The sequence below is a fragment of the Streptococcus pasteurianus genome, assembly GCF_004843545.1.
Taxonomy (GTDB): domain Bacteria; phylum Bacillota; class Bacilli; order Lactobacillales; family Streptococcaceae; genus Streptococcus; species Streptococcus pasteurianus.
This window is the reverse complement of record NZ_CP039457.1, coordinates 619,309-637,932: the sequence shown is the minus strand read 5'-3', so window position 1 is coordinate 637,932 and position 18,624 is coordinate 619,309. Positions and strand designations below refer to the sequence as shown.

Annotated in this window: 15 protein-coding genes; 4 read left to right on the top strand and 11 right to left on the bottom strand. The window is 37.9% G+C overall.

Translation table 11 applies throughout. The annotated features are described in order from the left end of the window. Window positions 1–79: 79 nt before the first annotated feature. The 3 genes from E8M05_RS11440 to E8M05_RS03480 form a co-directional block, all read right to left on the bottom strand. Window positions 80–340, bottom strand: a complete 261-nt coding sequence (locus E8M05_RS11440) for a hypothetical protein (RefSeq protein ID WP_003063928.1) — start codon at window positions 338–340, stop codon at window positions 80–82. A 33-nt stretch (window positions 341–373) separates the two neighbouring features. Next, on the bottom strand, window positions 374–1,132 hold the full coding sequence (locus E8M05_RS03485) for a DUF1003 domain-containing protein (RefSeq protein WP_003063927.1): 759 nt from the start codon (window positions 1,130–1,132) through the stop codon (window positions 374–376). A gap of 72 nt (window positions 1,133–1,204) precedes the next feature. After that, window positions 1,205–1,816: a TetR/AcrR family transcriptional regulator gene (locus E8M05_RS03480; protein WP_003063924.1), complete on the bottom strand. Its 612-nt coding sequence runs from the start codon at window positions 1,814–1,816 to the stop codon at window positions 1,205–1,207. 292 nt (window positions 1,817–2,108) lie between these two features. On the opposite strand from E8M05_RS03480, the gene E8M05_RS11435 reads away from it, so the two are divergent. Both E8M05_RS11435 and E8M05_RS11430 read left to right on the top strand, forming a co-directional pair. Then, on the top strand, window positions 2,109–3,884 hold the full coding sequence (locus E8M05_RS11435) for an acyl-CoA dehydratase activase (protein ID WP_003063923.1): 1,776 nt from the start codon (window positions 2,109–2,111) through the stop codon (window positions 3,882–3,884). Window positions 3,885–3,899: 15 nt separating this feature from the next. Next, complete coding sequence (locus tag E8M05_RS11430; RefSeq protein ID WP_003063921.1) at window positions 3,900–6,527, top strand: acyl-CoA dehydratase activase-related protein; 2,628 nt, start codon at window positions 3,900–3,902, stop codon at window positions 6,525–6,527. Window positions 6,528–6,596: 69 nt separating this feature from the next. On the opposite strand, the gene E8M05_RS03470 is transcribed toward E8M05_RS11430, so the two are convergent. The 8 genes from E8M05_RS03470 to acnA all read right to left on the bottom strand — a co-directional run bounded on the left by E8M05_RS03470 (window position 6,597) and on the right by acnA (window position 15,769). Continuing rightward, a complete protein-coding gene (locus E8M05_RS03470; RefSeq protein WP_003063919.1) occupies window positions 6,597–6,977 on the bottom strand; it encodes a RidA family protein in 381 nt (126 codons plus the stop codon). 71 nt (window positions 6,978–7,048) lie between these two features. After that, the gene (locus E8M05_RS03465) at window positions 7,049–7,843 is read right to left on the bottom strand and encodes an ElyC/SanA/YdcF family protein (protein WP_041974045.1); all 795 of its coding nucleotides are present in this window, start codon (window positions 7,841–7,843) and stop codon (window positions 7,049–7,051) included. A gap of 38 nt (window positions 7,844–7,881) precedes the next feature. Next, the gene (locus E8M05_RS03460) at window positions 7,882–8,805 is read right to left on the bottom strand and encodes a LacI family DNA-binding transcriptional regulator (protein WP_003063914.1); all 924 of its coding nucleotides are present in this window, start codon (window positions 8,803–8,805) and stop codon (window positions 7,882–7,884) included. After that, window positions 8,806–9,615: an HAD family hydrolase gene (locus E8M05_RS03455; protein ID WP_003063912.1), complete on the bottom strand. Its 810-nt coding sequence runs from the start codon at window positions 9,613–9,615 to the stop codon at window positions 8,806–8,808. It lies immediately after the preceding gene. A gap of 281 nt (window positions 9,616–9,896) precedes the next feature. Then, on the bottom strand, window positions 9,897–10,700 hold the full coding sequence (locus tag E8M05_RS03450; protein WP_003063910.1) for a putative ABC transporter permease: 804 nt from the start codon (window positions 10,698–10,700) through the stop codon (window positions 9,897–9,899). Between the two features lie 79 nt (window positions 10,701–10,779). Then, complete coding sequence (gene icd / locus E8M05_RS03445; protein ID WP_048791394.1) at window positions 10,780–11,955, bottom strand: NADP-dependent isocitrate dehydrogenase; 1,176 nt, start codon at window positions 11,953–11,955, stop codon at window positions 10,780–10,782. Window positions 11,956–11,983: 28 nt separating this feature from the next. Then, window positions 11,984–13,102 carry a citrate synthase gene (locus E8M05_RS03440; RefSeq protein WP_048791393.1) on the bottom strand — a complete coding sequence of 373 codons (1,119 nt, stop codon included), beginning with the start codon at window positions 13,100–13,102 and terminating at the stop codon, window positions 11,984–11,986. Between the two features lie 3 nt (window positions 13,103–13,105). Further along, a complete protein-coding gene (acnA, locus tag E8M05_RS03435) occupies window positions 13,106–15,769 on the bottom strand; it encodes an aconitate hydratase AcnA (protein WP_048791392.1) in 2,664 nt (887 codons plus the stop codon). A 285-nt stretch (window positions 15,770–16,054) separates the two neighbouring features. Between acnA and nrdH the strand changes: the two genes are divergently transcribed. Continuing rightward, window positions 16,055–16,282 (top strand): glutaredoxin-like protein NrdH, encoded by a 228-nt coding sequence (gene nrdH / locus E8M05_RS03430; RefSeq protein WP_003063903.1) that lies wholly within the window; start codon window positions 16,055–16,057, stop codon window positions 16,280–16,282. A gap of 71 nt (window positions 16,283–16,353) precedes the next feature. Next, complete coding sequence (gene nrdE / locus E8M05_RS03425; RefSeq protein WP_003063901.1) at window positions 16,354–18,513, top strand: class 1b ribonucleoside-diphosphate reductase subunit alpha; 2,160 nt, start codon at window positions 16,354–16,356, stop codon at window positions 18,511–18,513. Window positions 18,514–18,624 lie beyond the last annotated feature (111 nt).

Below are 18,624 nucleotides of genomic sequence, written 5' to 3'. Positions count from 1 at the left end.
TGCTTGAATAGTTTTTTCATAGGCAGTAATTAATTCTTCACTATTATAGTTCGGCGAAAAACCTTTTCCACAATCTGAATCATACCAATCTCCTAATACCTTCTTTAGGCTCTAATTCTCGCCAAGTAATGTCCACATAAAGAAGGGTAACATCATCCGCCACTATTTCTTCCATTGCAGCAGGTGCGTATCCCATCAAGGGATTACTAATAACTTTTTTTGAATAGGTAAAATTTTTCTTCATATTACCAGGTTTGACATCATAAATAAAATAGAATAATAGAAACATCGCTAATACCATCAATAGCGTAAATAAGGTCATTACTATACCATTTTTCATATTCGTCCTCTCTTAAAACACATTGGCTTATTTCTATTTTAGTGTTATTTTATTCATTTCTTCAAGCAATTCTTTATTTTGCTCTTGCAATTCAATAACTTGATTAGTAAGAGACGCTAACATTTCTGTTTGTAGTTTTTGAATTTCTAACAAATCTGATTGATCTTGTTGGACCAAATGGTCAAGCTTCGCATGTAACAGTCGAATACCTTCCTCTGAAACTTTATTAACATTATAATCATTTTTAGCTTGTAGGCGGTCATATTCTGAAGCTCGATTTTGACTCATCATAATCAAAGGTGCCTGAATAGCTGCAATTGTTGATAAGGCTAAATTCAGCAAAATAAACGGATACTGATCAAAAGCAATTCCAAAAGGCTTGATAACATTTACTGCCATCCAAATCACCATAAAAACAATAAATGAAATGATAAATGTCCATGAACCACCAAAACGTGCTACATCATCAGCGATTCGTTGACCAAAAGTCAGTTTTTTATCCAATTGACCTTGAACATCCAATGCAGTATAACGGTTATCCTTAGATACATCGTAAACTAATTCACGGATAAAATCATTCTTCCGATTTGCTTTATTAACCATTTCATCCAGAAATAACACACGGTAATGTGTTAAATTTTTATTGCTAATAAAATCATTTTCCTTTAATTCAGGATGTTTTTTCTTAATAAGATTACGCAAACGAACATCCAACTCAGAGAGAAATACTCCCTCTACCATTGGGTACAACTGATGATCAATACCATCACAAATTAGCTTTTCATCATTCATAAATTCACTCTTTCTATTTCCTCCCATTATAACAAAATAAAAATAAAAAAACTGATTTCTCAGCTTTTTGTGTTAGTCCTCCCGATCAATAATGACTCCCATGACGGTTAAGTGACCATTACTAATAAGTGTAAGTACCAAACGTGCCAATTCCTTAGCTGGCATAGCAAAATCTGATTTTATCCACCATAACAAGGTTCCTGTGAAGATACTGGTTAGGTAGGCAACGATAAATTCTGTCGGAACCTGCTCGCCAGATTCTGTAACATTCAGCTTAGCAAGCAGATGATCATATTTTTCGTGTAACAAAGTACCAAATTTTTCTTGCATGATTTCCTGTGAAATACTGCGCAAAACTATTTTAGCAATAGCGGAATTTTTCTCCAAATCATGGTAAAAATCAGCTAGTAGTTTTTCAGCTCTTTTTACCTTCACACGATTACCATTTGTTATTTGGGCACCATCAATCATCGCAGACATTTCTCCCAACACCTGCTGTTGAATTCCTTTCTGTAATTCATCTTTATCAGCATAATGAGCATAAAAAGTAGCACGGTTAATCATCGCTTCGTCAGCAATATCTTGCACTGTAATTTTTTCGTAAGGTTTTTCGCTGAGTAGTTTGGCAAAAGCATCAAAAATCAATTTCTCAGTTCTTAAATAACGAATATCTGTAAATTTCATTAGTTTATTCCTCCAAGATAAACAACAGTTTGTTGAACATGTGTTGTTTAAACAACACAACTTAAAAAATTAGCGATTGAATTTGACAATAAGTATTCTATAATACTATTATAGCAAACGGTTTGTTGAATAAGCAACAGATTGTTGGCAATGTAACACTGTGTTAGGTAAAACAAAGAAAGGAAAAAATAGTGTTAAAGACCTATTTGCGTGGATAAGGGGGAAAATTTTCTAAGAAATTCGATTTTCATCTCACTCCCACCGCCCTCTAACACTTTTAGTATTTTATTATATGTATAAAGCAGGTATAGATGTCGGATCGACAACTGTTAAAGTTGTCATCTTCGACGATAACTATCAATTATTATTCTCACGTTATGAACGTCACTTTTCAGATGTCAAAACAGCAACAATTAAAGTTTTAAAGGAAGCTATTTCAGAAATCGGCGACCAAGCAGTCAGTATTGCTATCACAGGTTCAGGGGGAATGGGTTTGGCAGATGTGGCAAAAATTCCATTTGTTCAGGAAGTTATTGCCGCTACCACTACCGTTGAAAAATTCATTCCACAAACCGATGTTGTTATCGAACTTGGTGGTGAAGATGCTAAGATGACATTCTTTGGTGATGCTCTTGAACAGCGCATGAATGGAACATGCGCTGGTGGTACAGGAGCTTTCATTGACCAAATGGCAGAGCTTTTGAAAACAGATGCCAACGGCGTTAATGAATTAGCCAAAGGCTACGAAACGATTTACCCAATCGCCAGTCGTTGTGGGGTATTTGCCAAAACAGACGTCCAACCATTGATTAATGAAGGGGCTCGTAAAGAGGACATTGCGGCTTCTATTTTCCAAGCCGTTGTTAATCAAACCATTGCTGGTTTGGCTTCAGGGCGTAAAATTTCTGGAAATATTGCCTTTCTTGGCGGACCGTTGTTCTTTATGAGTGAACTTCGTCAACGTTTCATTGAAACACTCAATATTAAACCAGAAAATGTTATTTTCCCTGAAAATCCGCAACTTTTCGTTGCCATGGGAGCTGCCTTAGATGAAGACCAAGCGCAATTAGCACTATCAGAAATCATTCATAACCTTGAAAATAACACTTCAAAATCGCTAGTTCCTAAAAATACACTAGATGTTCTTTTCAAAGACCAAGCTGAATTAGACGCTTGGCGCGCTCGCCACAATGAAGCAAGTGTTGAATATAAAGATATTGCCAAAGCTTCTGGTCCAGTCTTTCTAGGAATTGATGCGGGTTCAACAACCTCAAAGGTTGTCTTGACTGATCCCGAAGGTGCCATTTTATTCCAACACTATGGCAACAACCAAGGGCAACCACTTGAAAATGTTATCGAAATTCTTAAAGAAGTTTATCGCCAATTACCAGACACAGCCTTTATCGCACGCTCTTGCGTAACAGGTTATGGTGAAAATTTGATTAAAGCAGCCTTACACGTTGACTATGGTGAAGTCGAAACCGTTGCTCACTTCAAAGCCGCTAATTACTTCAACCCTGGTGTTGATTTCATCCTCGATATTGGTGGGCAAGATATGAAAGCTATGAGCGTTCAAGACGGCGCCCTCTCAAGTATTCAATTGAACGAAGCTTGTTCATCTGGTTGTGGTTCTTTCATCGAAACCTTTGCCAAATCACTTAAATACGACGTTAAAGACTTTGCACAAGTTGCTTTACTAGCTGAACACCCTGTTGACCTCGGTTCAAAATGTACAGTGTTCATGAACTCAAAAGTCAAACAAGTGCAAAAAGAAGGCGCTACTGTTGCTGATATTTCTGCAGGACTTTCCTATTCTGTTATCAAAAATGCGCTTTATAAGGTTATTAAACTCAAACGTCCTGAAGATTTAGGTGAAAAAATTGTTGTCCAAGGCGGTACTTTCTACAATGAAGCGGTGCTCCGTGCCTTTGAATTGGTCAGTGAACGCGAAGTTGTTCGTCCAAGTATTGCTGGTCTAATGGGAGCTTACGGCTGCGCCATTATTGCCCAAGAAAAATACGAAGACGAAACCGCTCAAGCACCTGCCGTTGAAATGGCAACAGTCTAGTAAAAGGAGAGAAGCATGACCGAAACATTACTTGAACATAATCGTGCCAAATCAAGCTTAATGGGGCTTGACGAACTAGATCATTTCACAACCCAAAAAGAATTCACACGTTGCGGACTTTGTGAAAACAACTGCGCATTGACGGTGACGATTTTCAACGATGGCTCAAAATTTGTCACTGGTAACCGTTGTGAACGCGGAGCTGAAAAAGTCACTAAAATCAAATTTGACCGCAGCAATCAAAAAGAAAACCTCGTTGATTATAAATATAAAAAACTCTTTAAGTTCAAAGCACTTACTAAACGAGATGCTGTACACGGCATTATCGGTGTTCCTCGTGTGCTTAACATGTATGAAAATTACCCACTTTGGCACACTATTTTAACAGACCTTGGTTTCCGTGTTCAACTTTCACCAAAATCTGATAAAAAATTATTTGAAAAAGGGATTGAAACTATTCCTAGTGATACCGTTTGTTATCCTGCCAAAATGGTACATGGACACATTCAAAGTTTGATTGACCGAAAAGTTGACGCTATTTTCTACCCAAGTGTTATTTACGAACAAATCGAAAATAGCAAAGCGCCTAATCACTACAACTGCCCAATCGTTCAAAGTTACCCAGAAGTTATCGAAAAAAATATGGACCCTATCCGTAATGGTGAGGTGAAATATTTCCATCCCTTTGTTAACTTGGCTGACCACGAATCTGTTGTAAAATCATTGATTAAAGCTTTCAGCAAATACGAAGATATTACAGCTGAAGATATTCAAAATGCTGTTGAACATGGCTATCAAGCGCTAGCTGATTTCAAACAAGATTTGCAAGATAAAGCTGATGAACTCTTATCTACTCTTGCTCTCAAAGGTGAAAAGGCTATTGTCCTTTCAGGTCGTCCATATCACCTCGACCCTGAAATCAACCATGGTATTGCCAATATCATCACGCAAGAAGGCTTCCATGTTTTGACAGAAGATATGGTAGCTGGTCTTGAAGAAGTTTCAGGACTTCGTGTTGTGAACCAATGGGTTTACCATTCTCGCCTTTATGCGGCTGCCAAGGTGGTTTCTAAAAATCCAAACCTTGAGCTTGTTCAACTAAACAGCTTTGGTTGCGGACTTGACGCGGTAACAACTGACCAAGTCGAAGAAATCATGCGTGGTCACAACAAACTATATACCGTACTCAAAATTGACGAAGGTAGTAACCTCGGTGCTATCCGAATTCGTCTCCGTTCCCTCAAAGCTGCCGTTGAAGAACGTGATAAAAAATTCAAAAAAGCTAATCTTGACCACATTTTCAATCAAGCACCACAATTTGATAACCAATTCGATGAGGAAGAAGAACCCAAAGAACCTGTCTTTACTAAAGAAATGAAAAAGACACACACGCTTCTTATGCCAATGCTTTCTCCAATTCACCAAAATGGTCTTATCGAAGAAGCCTTCAAACATGCTGGCTACAACGTTGTCATTTTACCTGCAATGGACAGAAAAGCCGTTGAAGTCGGGTTGAAATTCGTCCATAATGACGCCTGCTACCCTGCTATCATTTCTATCGGTCAATTGATTGAAGCTCTTCAAAGCGGCAAATATGACCTTGATAATACCAGCGTTATGATGACCCAAACTGGTGGTGGTTGCCGTGCAACTAACTACATTCCACTTTTACGTAAAGCTCTGAAAGACGCTGGCTTCCCTCAAGTTCCTGTGGTTTCCATTTCTATGGGAAATCAAGGTACCGAAGAAACACCAGGTTGGAGCCTCACTTATTCATTCGTCAAACGCCTACTCATCAGCGTTTTGTATGGTGATTTATTCGAACGTGTGCTCTATCGTGTTCGCCCATACGAAGCTGTTCCGGGTTCTGCTAACGCCCTTTATGACAAATGGCTTGAAATTGCTCGTAAAAATGTGATGTCAGGTTCATATTTTGAATTTAATCATAACATGAAACGTATCATCAAAGAGTTTGATAGCCTTGAAACCGTTGATTTCGGACAAAAACCTCGTGTCGGTGTCGTTGGAGAAATCCTTGTCAAATACGCTCCAACAGCTAACAACGACATCGTTTCTATCATTGAAAATGAAGGCGGTGAAGCTGTTGTTCCTGACCTTATTGGTTTTATGAATTATTCACTTTTCAACCAAATTTGGAAAGCTGACGAGCTTAATATGAGCCAAAAAGCTAAACGCTTCGCTAAGCTTGGTATTGATGCCATTAATCTCCTTGAAAAACCAATGAATAAAGCCCTTGAAAAATCTGAACGCTTTGAAGGCATTGAGTCTATCTATGACATTGCCGAAGGTGCTTCTAAGATTATTTCAATTGGTAACCACACTGGTGAAGGTTGGTTCCTAACAGGTGAAATGATTGAATTGCTCAACAATGATGTTAAAAATATTGTCTGTCTCCAACCATTCGGTTGTTTACCAAACCACATCGTTGGTAAAGGTATGGTTAAAGAACTTCGTCGTCAATACAAGGCTGCTAATATTACTCCAATCGATTACGACCCAGGTTCATCAGAAGTTAACCAATTAAACCGCATTCGCTTGATGATGACAACTGCAAAAAAATGCAAAAAGCAACACTCACAAGCGCTAATTAACACAAAAAACTCCTGCTTAGCTTCTAACTAAGCGGGAGTTTCTTTGTTAGCGTAGGCAGAAATCAACTGCTACCAGTTCAAACTTAAGCCCAAAATAAAATTAGTCAAGATAAGCAATGACTTCGATTTCAACTTTGACGTCTTTTGGCAAACGAGCGACTTCTACTGCTGAACGTGCTGGAAAATCAGCCTTAAATGCCGTAGCGTAAACGTCGTTAAACGGTACAAAATCATTCATATCACTAAGGAAACAAGTTGTCTTAACCACATGGTCAAAATCTGTGCCTGCTTCCGCAAGAATAGCAGAAATATTTTTAAGAACTTGCTTAGTTTGTTCTTGAATAGTTGTTCCGATAATTTCACCAGTTTCAGGTGACAAAGGCACTTGACCTGAAGCAAATAGGAAATTACCAACGACCTTTCCTTGAACATAAGGTCCAATTGCCGCTGGTGCTTTATCTGTGTGAATTGTTTTTGCCATGATAAACTCCTTCTCTCAATTAAGTAGCTCTATTATAGCAAAATATTCTGAAAATTAAAACATTTTATAACTTATAAAACTGAGGAATATTTGGGATTGGCTTTTCTGATGTTATTGCCATAAATAGGTTTTAGAGCTTCAAAAGCAGCTACTACTCTATTAGGAATATCCACATGAGCTAGAAAATTCTTTCCATTTGGTCCATAACCTTGTTCATTATCTGTTAATCTTGGAATCTCACCCATTAATAAATTGATATAGCGGTCAACATCCCACATGCCATGAATCTTTGTTGCGTAGGTGAGTTTATCTTGATAATTCAGGTAAGCTCGATAAGCTGCGTAATTAATCACTACCGTATCTTTTGAAAGGTATTTTCGTAATGTTGCTTCCATACGATATTGCATAGTAGCATCTTGGCATAAAATGATACTCTGGTGGGCAATGCCTTTGTTCTTCATTAATTTGAGCAAATTCGTGATATTATTGCCACAGTTTGTTGATTTGGTTTCAAGATAGTCAGCTTGGATTTGATAAACAGTCAAAAGATATTGTTGAAAAAGTTCAGCTTCTGTCAAGCTATTTACGGCAATTAAGGGATATTCTTTGTGAATCTGCTCTTTCAAGGTAGCCGTTGTATGTCCTTCACCACCAACAATAATATAATGCTCTGCAATATCATCTTTGATAGCCTTAGCCAGTACATCACCGCCAGCAAGAATGCTACCGCCAAAAAGAACCATAACATCTACTTTTTCTATTCCATATTTTTCATGCAAGTTTTTCTGATTAAGTTCCTCAACATCTCTTTTGCCACAAAATTGACCAAGGATATTAAGATTTTCTGCAATTTTTTGATTTTCCATTGGCAAGTCTCCGAGAATTTTTCTGATTTCTTTTGACACTAACGTCGAATGAATTTTGACGGAATGGCAAGGGGATTATTTTCATCAGCCAAAATCTGACGTACTGCTAATTTTCCCAGTTCATAAGAATAATGCTCTACTGACGGAATCCCAAGTAACTCACTAATATGCTGATTTTCTTGCCCGATAATCAACGGCAAAGCTCTGCCATCATCCTTAAAAGCCTTGATAACACCATAAGCCATTTGATCCTCATTCGTCACAATTGCATCAAAATCCTGCGTAAGCTGTTTTGCCCAATTATAACCGTCTTGAAAATTAGAAATGCCACTAAAAACAGCTGAATTTTGATATTGCGGAAAATGTTCTAAAACAGAAACCATTGTCCGATAAGTCGCACTAGCTTCATCAGCTCTCGTAAAAAGATAGGCTGGTGATTTAATGCCCGTTTCAACTAAATAGGCATTAAGATCATTATAAGCTTGGTAGCGGTCAACATAGACTGATTTCAAAAAAGGATTGTCAATCGGCTCACATAAAAGAATGGGACCGTATTGTGCATAAGATGCAATGGTCTCTATCGGCAATTCACGTGACGTAAAGATAAGCCCGTCAAAAGCACGACCACGCAATTGTTCTAAATACTCACGTTCCGAAAGCTCATTGTAGCCCGAATGTAGTAAAAGCAAATTATGGTTTGTTTTCTTACTTTCATCTAGCATACCATTCAATAGCTGAGTGAAATAGGGATGACGATTGTGAGGAATAACAACCGCAATTTTATTAGTCTTTCCAGCACTCAATTCTTTTGCGACCAAATTTGGCGTATAATTAAGCTCTTTTATCACCGCTTGAATTTTTCGACGCACGTCATCTGACACATAAGGATGATTGTTAAGCACGCGTGACACCGTCGCTTTAGAATAACCCGTTCGTTCTGCAATATCTCTGATTGTTACCATTTAAACATTCCTCAAAAATTTATGAATTCCATAACCAACACCATTGCACTGGTTAACCAATGTGATAAATTTAGCTTGGGCAATCACATCTGGGCTAGCATTTGCCATTGCAATTGGAAAACTCGTCCGTTCAAACATTGGCAAATCATTGTGCCCATCGCCAAAAACCGCAGTTTCTCCCTCGCTCAAAGCTTCTTTTTGCATGATATAATCAATACCAGCTGACTTCTTAGCCGCCGCATGAGTGATTTCCAAATAATGATTTCCTGATTGCTGCACCGCAACCGTATCTATCCCTAATGATAGCACAAATTCTTGTAGATTTGTTAACGCTTTCTCATCAAAGACAATCATCATTAACTTATAAATCTCTTTTTTGGGTTTTAAGAAATGGCTGAGCAGCATTGTTCGTGTCGGCTTTTGTTGCGTAAGCTTCTGCTCAAAGAGAATTCCTTTGTCAATCTCATGACAATACCATTTATGCAAATCATAGTATGACAAACTGACCTCTGGAAATTTCTCATGAATCGCGCCAAGAAGAGTATGAACATCTCCTTTTGCTATTGGTTGACTGTGAATCGGAAGGATACGACCACCTTCAACAAGATAGATCAAACCACCATTAAAGCTAACTTGCGCACCCGTCAAATCTAATTTTTTAATCGCTGCCATCATTTCCATTGGAGCACGAGCTGATACCAAGGTCATCGGAATGCCAGCTGATTTAATCAGAGAAACATTTTCCTCTGAAACTGCGCCAGTATTGTCAAGAAGCGTTCCATCCATGTCTGAAAAAATACGTTTAATCATCTTTTTTACCTCGCTTGTTTGATTTGACTAAAGTATAATTTATGAAACGCGTTCCAGGTCAAGCTCTTTTTTAAAAGAATTTTTTTCATTTATTTTCAAATAGTTACAAAAAACTTTTTTCTCTTTATTAATCGTGTATAATCAGTAATGTAATTAGCTATTTGACTAGTCATTGTCAATTCTAAAAATACGTTTCCAACCTCATAGTAACTAAAACATTGACATGACGTAAAAAGCACCCTAGCGAGATGAATTCTCACCGTTAGGGTGCTTTTATTATCTTAATGATTGTTTTTCTCATTACGTTTTTCTTTTAAGGCAGCTGTTTGTTTGCGAATTTCGTTTAAGAATGGCGCTGTTGTTAATCGGAAATTCTTATAGTTTCTAAGCATACGACGTTGATTGAAACGGAATGGCTCGATTCCTTTTTCTCTCAAGGTTTCATTGATGTGAAGTCGTAAATTTTCCAAACGTTTGCTAAAGACTTCAGCTTGCTGTGTTAAATCACCAACTTCTGTTCGTACTGATTCGCGTAATTTTTCTTGCTCGGCACGAACGTATTTTTCAAAAGCAGTAGCAGCTTGTTGGAATTTCACCGTATCGACAACTGTCCAAATCAAATCTGCAGTCATCACAACAACAATACCTAATGCTAACCAATCATTCAGGTGATTAATTAGCCCCATCACTCCTGGTTGAATAAATTTAACGAGAACAACAATTCCAAATCCCCAGAAAAGTGATATCCGCGGTGCAATACGTCCCTGAATATTACCAAACTCCTGACTGTAGTCCCATAATTTCATATGAAAGACCGTTTCTAGCAACCAACCTGCAACATATTCAAATGCTGTTGCTACAAGCAAACCACTCAAGAACAGCCATAAAATATTGCTCTGAAACGGCTCTGTCGCTAGTAAAACCGTTGTCACTGCAAAGCCATAAACTGGACAATACGGTCCCACTAAAAAACCACGATAAGCAAACTTCTTATCCTTAATCGAACAATAAACCGTCTCCCAAAGCCAGCCTACAAACGAATAAATAAAAAACAAAAAGATAATGTCTGCCAATGAATATGTCATAAAACTCCAACCTTCTAAAATTCAAACTATTTTCATTATATCAAAAAACCTAGAACAAGACGTGTTCTAGGTTATTGTTTTACAAATTTTCAATAAGCTTTGCTGCAAATCCACTTGTTGAGCAAGCTACTTTTTCTTGCGCCAAATCAGCTGTAAATTGACCTTGTGCAAATGTTTTTTCAATCGCTGCTGTGATTAAACTAGCTACTTCTGTCCAACCAATGTAATCAAACAACATGCAACCAGACAAAAGAACAGAGCATGGATTGGCAATGTCTTTACCAGCAATATCTGGTGCAGTTCCGTGTGTTGCTTCAAAAATAGCGTGACCTGTTAAATAGTTGATATTGGCACCTGGTGAGATTCCAATACCACCAACTTGGGCAGCAAGGGCATCACTAGCATAGTCACCATTGAGGTTTGTCAAAGCCACAACATCAAATTTTTCAGGATTAAGCAAAATTTGTTGCAAGAAATTATCAGCAATAATGTCATTAATCACCAATTTTCCGCTGGCTAATTCATCAGCGTATTCACGTTTTGCAAGGTCATAACCCCAGCTACGGAAGCCACCTTCTGTGAACTTTTGAATATTTCCTTTGTGAACAAGAGTGACTTTAGTCAAATTATTAGCAAGAGCGTATTCAATCGCAGAGCGAATCAAACGTTCACTACCTTCTTGTGAGATTGGTTTGATTCCGATACTACTTGTTTCAGGAAAACGAATCTTGCTGACAGACATTTCAGTTTGCAAGAAATCAATGACTTTTTTCACTTCTTCTGTGCCAGCATTCCACTCGATACCTGCATAAATATCTTCCGTATTTTCACGGAAAATAGTAATGCTTGTTTTTTCTGGTTCTTTAAGTGGGCTTTCAATCCCTTTAAAATAACGAACAGGACGCACACAAGCGTATAAATCCAATTCTTGACGAAGGGCAACATTTAGTGAACGAATTCCACCACCAACTGGTGTTTCTAGTGGACCTTTGATAGCGACCAAATCTTCTTTAATCGTTTCAAGAGTTGCTTCTGGTAACCATTCTCCTGTTGCTTCATGCGCTTTTTTACCAGCTAAAAGCTCAAACCATTCAATTTTTTTCTGACCTTGGTAAGCTTTATCAATCGCTGCATCAAAGACAGCACGCGCATTTTTCCAAATGTCACGTCCAACACCATCCCCTTCAATAAAAGGAATAATTGGATTGTTAGAAACAGTCAAGTGACCATTTTCTAAAATGATTTTATCTGCCATTTTTCTCGTTTTTCCTTTCTAAGGCTTTTTAGCGTTCTTCAAGTGGTGTGTATTTCAAACCGAGCTCTCCAGTATAATGAGAACGTGGTCGAATCAATTTGTTATTTTTTTGTTGTTCTTGAATATGAGCAATCCAGCCTGATACACGGCTCATTGCAAAAATAAGGGTAAAAATCGAGCTATCAATACCAAGAACATGGTAAACTGTTGCCGAATAGAAATCGACATTTGGGATAAGCCCTTTAGTGTGTTTCATGTAATCTTCAATTTCACGTGACAAGTTGAACCACACTTCGTTTTCAGTACCTTCGGTAAGAGCTTGTGCCATTTCACGCAAATATTTTTCACGTGGGTCTTGTGTTTTATAAACACGGTGACCAAAGCCCATGATTTTTTCTTGCGAATCCAATTTTTCTTTCAAATACGCTTTGGTATCACCCATTTCACGAATTTCAGTTAACATGTCAAAGACACGTTCATTAGCACCACCGTGAAGTGGTCCTTTAAGCGTACCAATTGCAGTTGTCACACAAGAATAAATATCAGCCAATGTTGACGCACAAACACGCGCTGCGAATGTTGACGCATTTAATTCATGGTCAGCGTGTAAAACCAAGGCACGATTTAAAGCTTTCACTTGCAATGGTGTTGGTTCTTCGCCGTTTAACATATAAAGGAAATTCGCTGCAAATCCTAAATCTTCACGTGGGGCAACTGGTGTTTTCCCGTCACGTAAACGCGCAAAAATTGCAATAATAGTTGGCATTTTAGCCATTAATTGAATAGATTGTTCATATGTTGCTTCTTCAGAACTATCTTCAGCATTGACATTATACACACCAAGCAAACTAACTGTTGAACGAAGCACGCTCATTGGGTGCAAATGGCTGCGCGACTGAATCATAATGCATTGTTCAACCGCATCGCTGATAGCATAATTTTCACGAAGTTCTTTCACAAAACTACCAAGCTCTGCTCTATTTGGCAAATGCAAATTCCAAAGAAGGTAAATCACTTCTTCAAAACTAGCATCGTTATCCATTAATTCAGAAATATTATAACCTGCGTAGGATAAATTGTCATCAATAATTGAACTAATATAGGTATTACAAGCTATTAAATCTTTTAATCCGCTTCCTCCTGTCATAGATTACGCTTCCTCCAATTTCTTTCTAACAACCATTGGTAAGATACCGCCGTTTTTATAGTAACGAATGTCAGCGTCGGCATCAAAACGTAGCATGGCTTTAAAGTGTTTTTCACCTGAGTCATCACGAGCTACAACATCAATAATATCGTGAATACCAGGATTTTCTGAAAGATTAATATCGTATGTTTCAAGACCAGTTAAACCAAGGCTTTCTGCTGTATCACCTTCTAAGAATTGCAATGGTAGTACACCCATCATGACAAGATTTGAGCGGTGAATACGTTCAAAACTTTCAGCCAAAACAGCTTTAACCCCAAGAAGGTTAGAACCTTTGGCAGCCCAGTCGCGACTAGATCCCATACCATAATCTTTACCTGCAATGACTAAAGTATCGACATTATCTTCTTTATAATGCATAGCAGCGTCATAAATTGGCATGATTTCGCCGTTGTATTTTGTGTAACCGCCAATTTTACCGTCCGCTAATTGGTTTTGGATACGAATATTGGCAAATGTTCCACGCATCATGACTTCGTGATTACCACGACGGCTACCATATGAGTTGAAGTCAACGTAATCAACACCACGATTATCTAAATACTTAGCAGCTGGGCTATTTTTAGCAATATTACCAGCAGGTGAAATGTGGTCAGTTGTCACACTATCACCAAATTTGGCTAATGGCTTAAGATTTCTCAATGGCTTAATTGCTAAATCATCACCTAGCTTGTCAAAATATGGTGGATTTTGAATATAAGTTGACGATTCATTCCAACGGTAAATCTTACTTTCTTCTGTTGGAATTTGATTCCATTTTTCACTGTCTGTAAAGACATGTTCATATTCTTGTTCGAACAATTCACGTGTCACGTATTTATTGACATATTCTGCCACTTCATCATTGGTTGGCATGATGTCTTTAAGATAAACAGGTGCATTATTTTGATCAAAACCAAGTGGTTCTGTTGTTAAATCAATATTTGTATTTCCAGCAAGTGCATATGCCACAACAAGTGGTGGGCTAGCAAGAAAGTTTGCTTTGACAAGCGGATTGACACGTCCTTCAAAGTTACGATTACCTGATAAAACAGCAGATACTAACAAGTCTGTCTCTGTAATAGCTTCTGCCACTTCTGGACGAAGGCTACCTGAGTTACCGATACATGTCGTACAACCATAACCGACAATGTTAAAGCCAAGTGTATCTAAGTAAGTTTGCAAACCAGAATTACGTAGGTAACCTGTAACCACCTTAGACCCTGGAGCAAGTGATGTTTTAACTGTTGGAGCTACGCGCAAGCCACGTTCAACAGCATTTTTCGCAAGCAAACCAGCTGACATCAAGACGTAAGGGTTTGAGGTATTTGTACATGATGTGATAGCTGCGATAGCCACATGTCCTGTTTGAATCTTAATATCTTGGTCATCAAAATGAACGGTTGCTTTTTTATTGATTTCATCAGCTGTCAAACCAAAGCCTTGAACACCAGCTTCACGAACTAAGCTTTCTTGGAAAGTTTGTTTGGCTTGTGTCAAATCAATCAAATCTTGTGGACGTTTTGGTCCAGAAATACTTGGTGAAATTGTTGATAAATCAATTTCAACGACTTTAGTGTATTCCGCTTGATGCTCTGGGTCGTAAAAAAGATTATTGTGTTTGACATATTCTTTTGTTAAAGCAATATGGTCTTCTTTACGGTTTGTTAAACGCATATAATTGAGCGTTTCATCATCAATTGGGAAATAGCCGCAAGTTGCACCGTATTCTGGTGCCATATTGGCAACGGTGGCACGTTCGGCAAGGCTAAGATTTGATAAACCATCACCAAAATATTCAACGAATTTACCAACAACTTTTTCTTGACGAAGAACTTGTGTCACTTTAAGAGCTAAATCGGTAGCGGTGGCAATTTTAGGAAGTTTACCTGTCAAACGAACACCGATAACTTCTGGAACTGGAAAGAACGATGCTTCACCAAGCATTGCTGCTTCTGCTTCGATACCTCCGACACCCCAACCAAGGACACCAATACCGTTAATCATTGTTGTGTGACTATCAGTACCAAACATTGAGTCTGGATAAAGCATGCCTTCTTTTTCAATGACAACATCACTAAGGAATTCAATGTTAACTTGGTGAATGATACCAGTTGCAGGTGGCACCGCACGGTAGTTATCAAACGATTTTTCTGCCCATTTCAAAAATTCATAGCGTTCATTGTTACGTTTAAATTCAAGGTTAATATTATCTTCTAAAGCTGTGTCACAGCCAAAGAAATCGACTTGGACACTGTGATCAATAACCAAATCAACTGGAATGTCTGGATTAATAAGTTCAGCATCTCCACCATTGGTAACAATGGCATCACGCATTGATGCAAGGTCAACAACAACAGGAACGCCTGTAAAATCTTGTAAGATGACACGACTTGGTTTGAACGGAACTTCTCCGCCTGTTTTTTTAGGATTGTAAGTTGCTAAATTTTCAATGTGATTTTTTGTAACATCTACACCGTCATACTTTCTGAGTAAACTTTCAAGTAATATACGAATAGTGTAAGGGATTTTCTTGATATCTCCTCCATAATGTGAAACCGCTTCTTCAAGATTAAAATACGAATACTCACTATCTTTTAAGGAAAACTTTGATAAAAATTCTGTCATGTACAACCCCCGAAATATAATAAATTTTTTTAATTATACAGCTTTCAGAATATTTAGTCAAGTACAACCTATAATATCGTGTTAGGTTTTATGACATATCATATAATATAAAACTTTAGCATTTCTAAAAAGCTTGATTTTACAATATTTTGTGTGTTATATCATTTTTAAATACTACATATTGTGTTTTTTCGAGAGATTTTTCTTGCTTTTTTGACTAATTTTGGTTATTCTAAATTAGCATTGAGTTTCCCATAAGGAAATATTTTTTAGGAGGATGCCCTAATGGCTAATAAAATCACAATTTTTTCAAAAAATAACTGTATGCAGTGTAAAATGACAAAAAAACTCTTGGATAAAGAGGGAGCTGATTACCAAGAAATCAACATCGACGAACGTCCTGAGATGATTGATTATGTAAAAGACCTTGGCTTCTCTGCTGCGCCAGTCATTAAAGCAGGTGACATTATTTTTTCTGGCTTTCAACCTGCAAAATTAAAAGAAATTATCTAAACCTTCTATATTAAATTAAAATTAGAAAGGAGTTACCACACTTCAATTAATGAGCGTTGGTATCTTACTTTATGAGTCTTAAAAATCTCGGCGATGTTTCTTATTTTCGCCTTAATAATGAAATTAACCGTCCTGTGAATGGACAAATTCCCCTGAATAAAGATAAAGAAGCCCTTAAAGCTTTCTTTCGTGAAAATGTCATTCCATATTCAATGACTTTTGACACGATTATCGATAAAATCAACTATTTGATTGATAATGATTATATCGAGTCAGAATTTATCAACAAGTATACGCCAGATTTTATTGAGACTGTGGCTAAGGATTTGCAAGCACAAGGCTTTCGTTTTAAATCTTTCATGGCCGCCTATAAGTTTTATCAGCAATATGCTTTAAAGACAAATGACGGTAAACATTATCTGGAAAGCATTGAAGACCGTATTCTTTTTAATGCCCTTTATTTTGCTGACGGTAATGAAGAATTGGCACGTGATTTGGCAACTGAAATGATTCATCAACGCTATCAGCCTGCTACACCTTCCTTTTTAAATGCTGGTCGTAGTCGCCGTGGTGAATTTGTCTCTTGTTTTCTCATTTCAGTAACTGACGACATGAATTCGATTGGGCGTTCTATTAATTCAGCGCTACAATTGTCCCGTATCGGTGGGGGTGTTGGTATCAGTCTTTCAAATCTGCGTGAGGCTGGTGCTCCTATCAAGGGTTATGAAGGGGCAGCTTCTGGTGTTGTTCCTGTCATGAAGCTCTTTGAAGATAGTTTTTCATATTCTAACCAACTGGGGCAACGTCAAGGGGCTGGTGCTGTTTACCTTGATGTTTTCCACCCAGATATCATGGCGTTTCTATCAACAAAAAAAGAGAATGCTGACGAAAAAATCCGTGTCAAAACTCTCTCACTTGGTATCACTGTGCCTGATAAATTTTACGAATTAGCTCGCAATAACGAAGAGATGTATCTCTTTAGCCCATATAGTGTTGAGCGTGAATACGGCGTACCTTATAGCTATGTTGATATTACGGCTGAATATGACAAAATGGTTGCTAATCCAAATATCGTCAAAACCAAAATTAGAGCACGTGATTTGGAAACTGAAATTTCAAAATTACAACAAGAATCTGGTTACCCTTACGTGGTCAATATTGATACAGCTAATCGTACCAATCCAATTGACGGTAAAATTATCATGTCAAATCTTTGTTCAGAAGTGCTTCAGGTTCAAACCCCTAGCGTGATTAACGACGCTCAAGAATTTGTCAAAATGGGAACTGATATTTCATGTAATTTGGGCTCAACAAATGTGGTTAATATGATGACTTCACCTGATTTTGGACGTTCTATCAAAGCTATGACACGCGCCTTGACCTTTGTTTCGGACACCTCATCTATTGAAGCTGTGCCAACAATCAAGCATGGCAACGAACAAGCGCATACCTTTGGACTTGGTGCTATGGGGCTTCATACTTTCCTAGCTCAACATCACATTCATTATGGTAGCCCAGAATCCATTGAATTTACCAATATTTACTTTATGTTAATGAATTATTGGACTTTGGTGGAATCAAATCATATCGCTCGTGAACGCAAGCAAACATTTGTAGGGTTTGAAAACTCAAAATACGCTGACGGAAGCTATTTTGATAAATACATTACAGGTGAATTTGTCCCAAAATCTGACCGTGTGAAAGAACTCTTTGCAGAACATTTTATTCCTAGTGGTGAAGATTGGGCTAAGCTCCGCGATGCTGTGATGACAGACGGACTTTACCACCAAAATCGTCTAGCAGTTGCTCCAAATGGTTCTATTTCTTACATTAATGATGTTTCTGCGTCACTTCACCCGATTACGCAACGTATTGAGGAACGTCAGGAAAAGAAAATTGGTAAGATTTATTACCCAGCTGCTGGTTTATCTACAGATACTATTCCTTATTACACTTCTGCTTATGATATGGATATGCGAAAAGTCATTGATGTTTATGCTGCGGCGACTGAACACGTTGACCAAGGATTGTCACTAACGCTCTTTCTGCGCAGCGATATTCCGCAAGGCCTCTATGAATGGAAAACGCAAAGCAAACAAACCACTCGTGACCTTTCTATCCTGCGCCATTACGCCTTTAATAAAGGCATTAAATCAATCTACTACATCCGTACCTTTACCGATGACGGTGATGAAGTCGGCTCAAACCAATGCGAAAGCTGTGTAATTTAACTGAGTAAGTCTGACTAGACGTTAAAACGTCTGTCAGACTACGCTATTCGCTATGGCGAATGGCTAACTCACTTACTAACTCCATTAATCGACTAGTATCGAGTCGATTAA

Coding starts and splice junctions, on each gene's coding strand:
- E8M05_RS03460 (WP_003063914.1), bottom strand. CDS start 8,805: ATGGTAACAATCAGAGATATTGCAGAACGAACGGGTTATTCTAAAGCG.
- E8M05_RS11430 (WP_003063921.1), top strand. CDS start 3,900: ATGACCGAAACATTACTTGAACATAATCGTGCCAAATCAAGCTTAATG.
- acnA (WP_048791392.1), bottom strand. CDS start 15,769: ATGACAGAATTTTTATCAAAGTTTTCCTTAAAAGATAGTGAGTATTCG.
- icd (WP_048791394.1), bottom strand. CDS start 11,955: ATGGCAGATAAAATCATTTTAGAAAATGGTCACTTGACTGTTTCTAAC.
- E8M05_RS03485 (WP_003063927.1), bottom strand. CDS start 1,132: ATGAATGATGAAAAGCTAATTTGTGATGGTATTGATCATCAGTTGTAC.
- E8M05_RS03470 (WP_003063919.1), bottom strand. CDS start 6,977: ATGGCAAAAACAATTCACACAGATAAAGCACCAGCGGCAATTGGACCT.
- E8M05_RS03480 (WP_003063924.1), bottom strand. CDS start 1,816: ATGAAATTTACAGATATTCGTTATTTAAGAACTGAGAAATTGATTTTT.
- E8M05_RS03465 (WP_041974045.1), bottom strand. CDS start 7,843: ATGGAAAATCAAAAAATTGCAGAAAATCTTAATATCCTTGGTCAATTT.
- nrdE (WP_003063901.1), top strand. CDS start 16,354: ATGAGTCTTAAAAATCTCGGCGATGTTTCTTATTTTCGCCTTAATAAT.
- E8M05_RS11440 (WP_003063928.1), bottom strand. CDS start 340: ATGAAAAATGGTATAGTAATGACCTTATTTACGCTATTGATGGTATTA.
- nrdH (WP_003063903.1), top strand. CDS start 16,055: ATGGCTAATAAAATCACAATTTTTTCAAAAAATAACTGTATGCAGTGT.
- E8M05_RS03455 (WP_003063912.1), bottom strand. CDS start 9,615: ATGATTAAACGTATTTTTTCAGACATGGATGGAACGCTTCTTGACAAT.
- E8M05_RS11435 (WP_003063923.1), top strand. CDS start 2,109: ATGTATAAAGCAGGTATAGATGTCGGATCGACAACTGTTAAAGTTGTC.
- E8M05_RS03440 (WP_048791393.1), bottom strand. CDS start 13,102: ATGACAGGAGGAAGCGGATTAAAAGATTTAATAGCTTGTAATACCTAT.
- E8M05_RS03450 (WP_003063910.1), bottom strand. CDS start 10,700: ATGACATATTCATTGGCAGACATTATCTTTTTGTTTTTTATTTATTCG.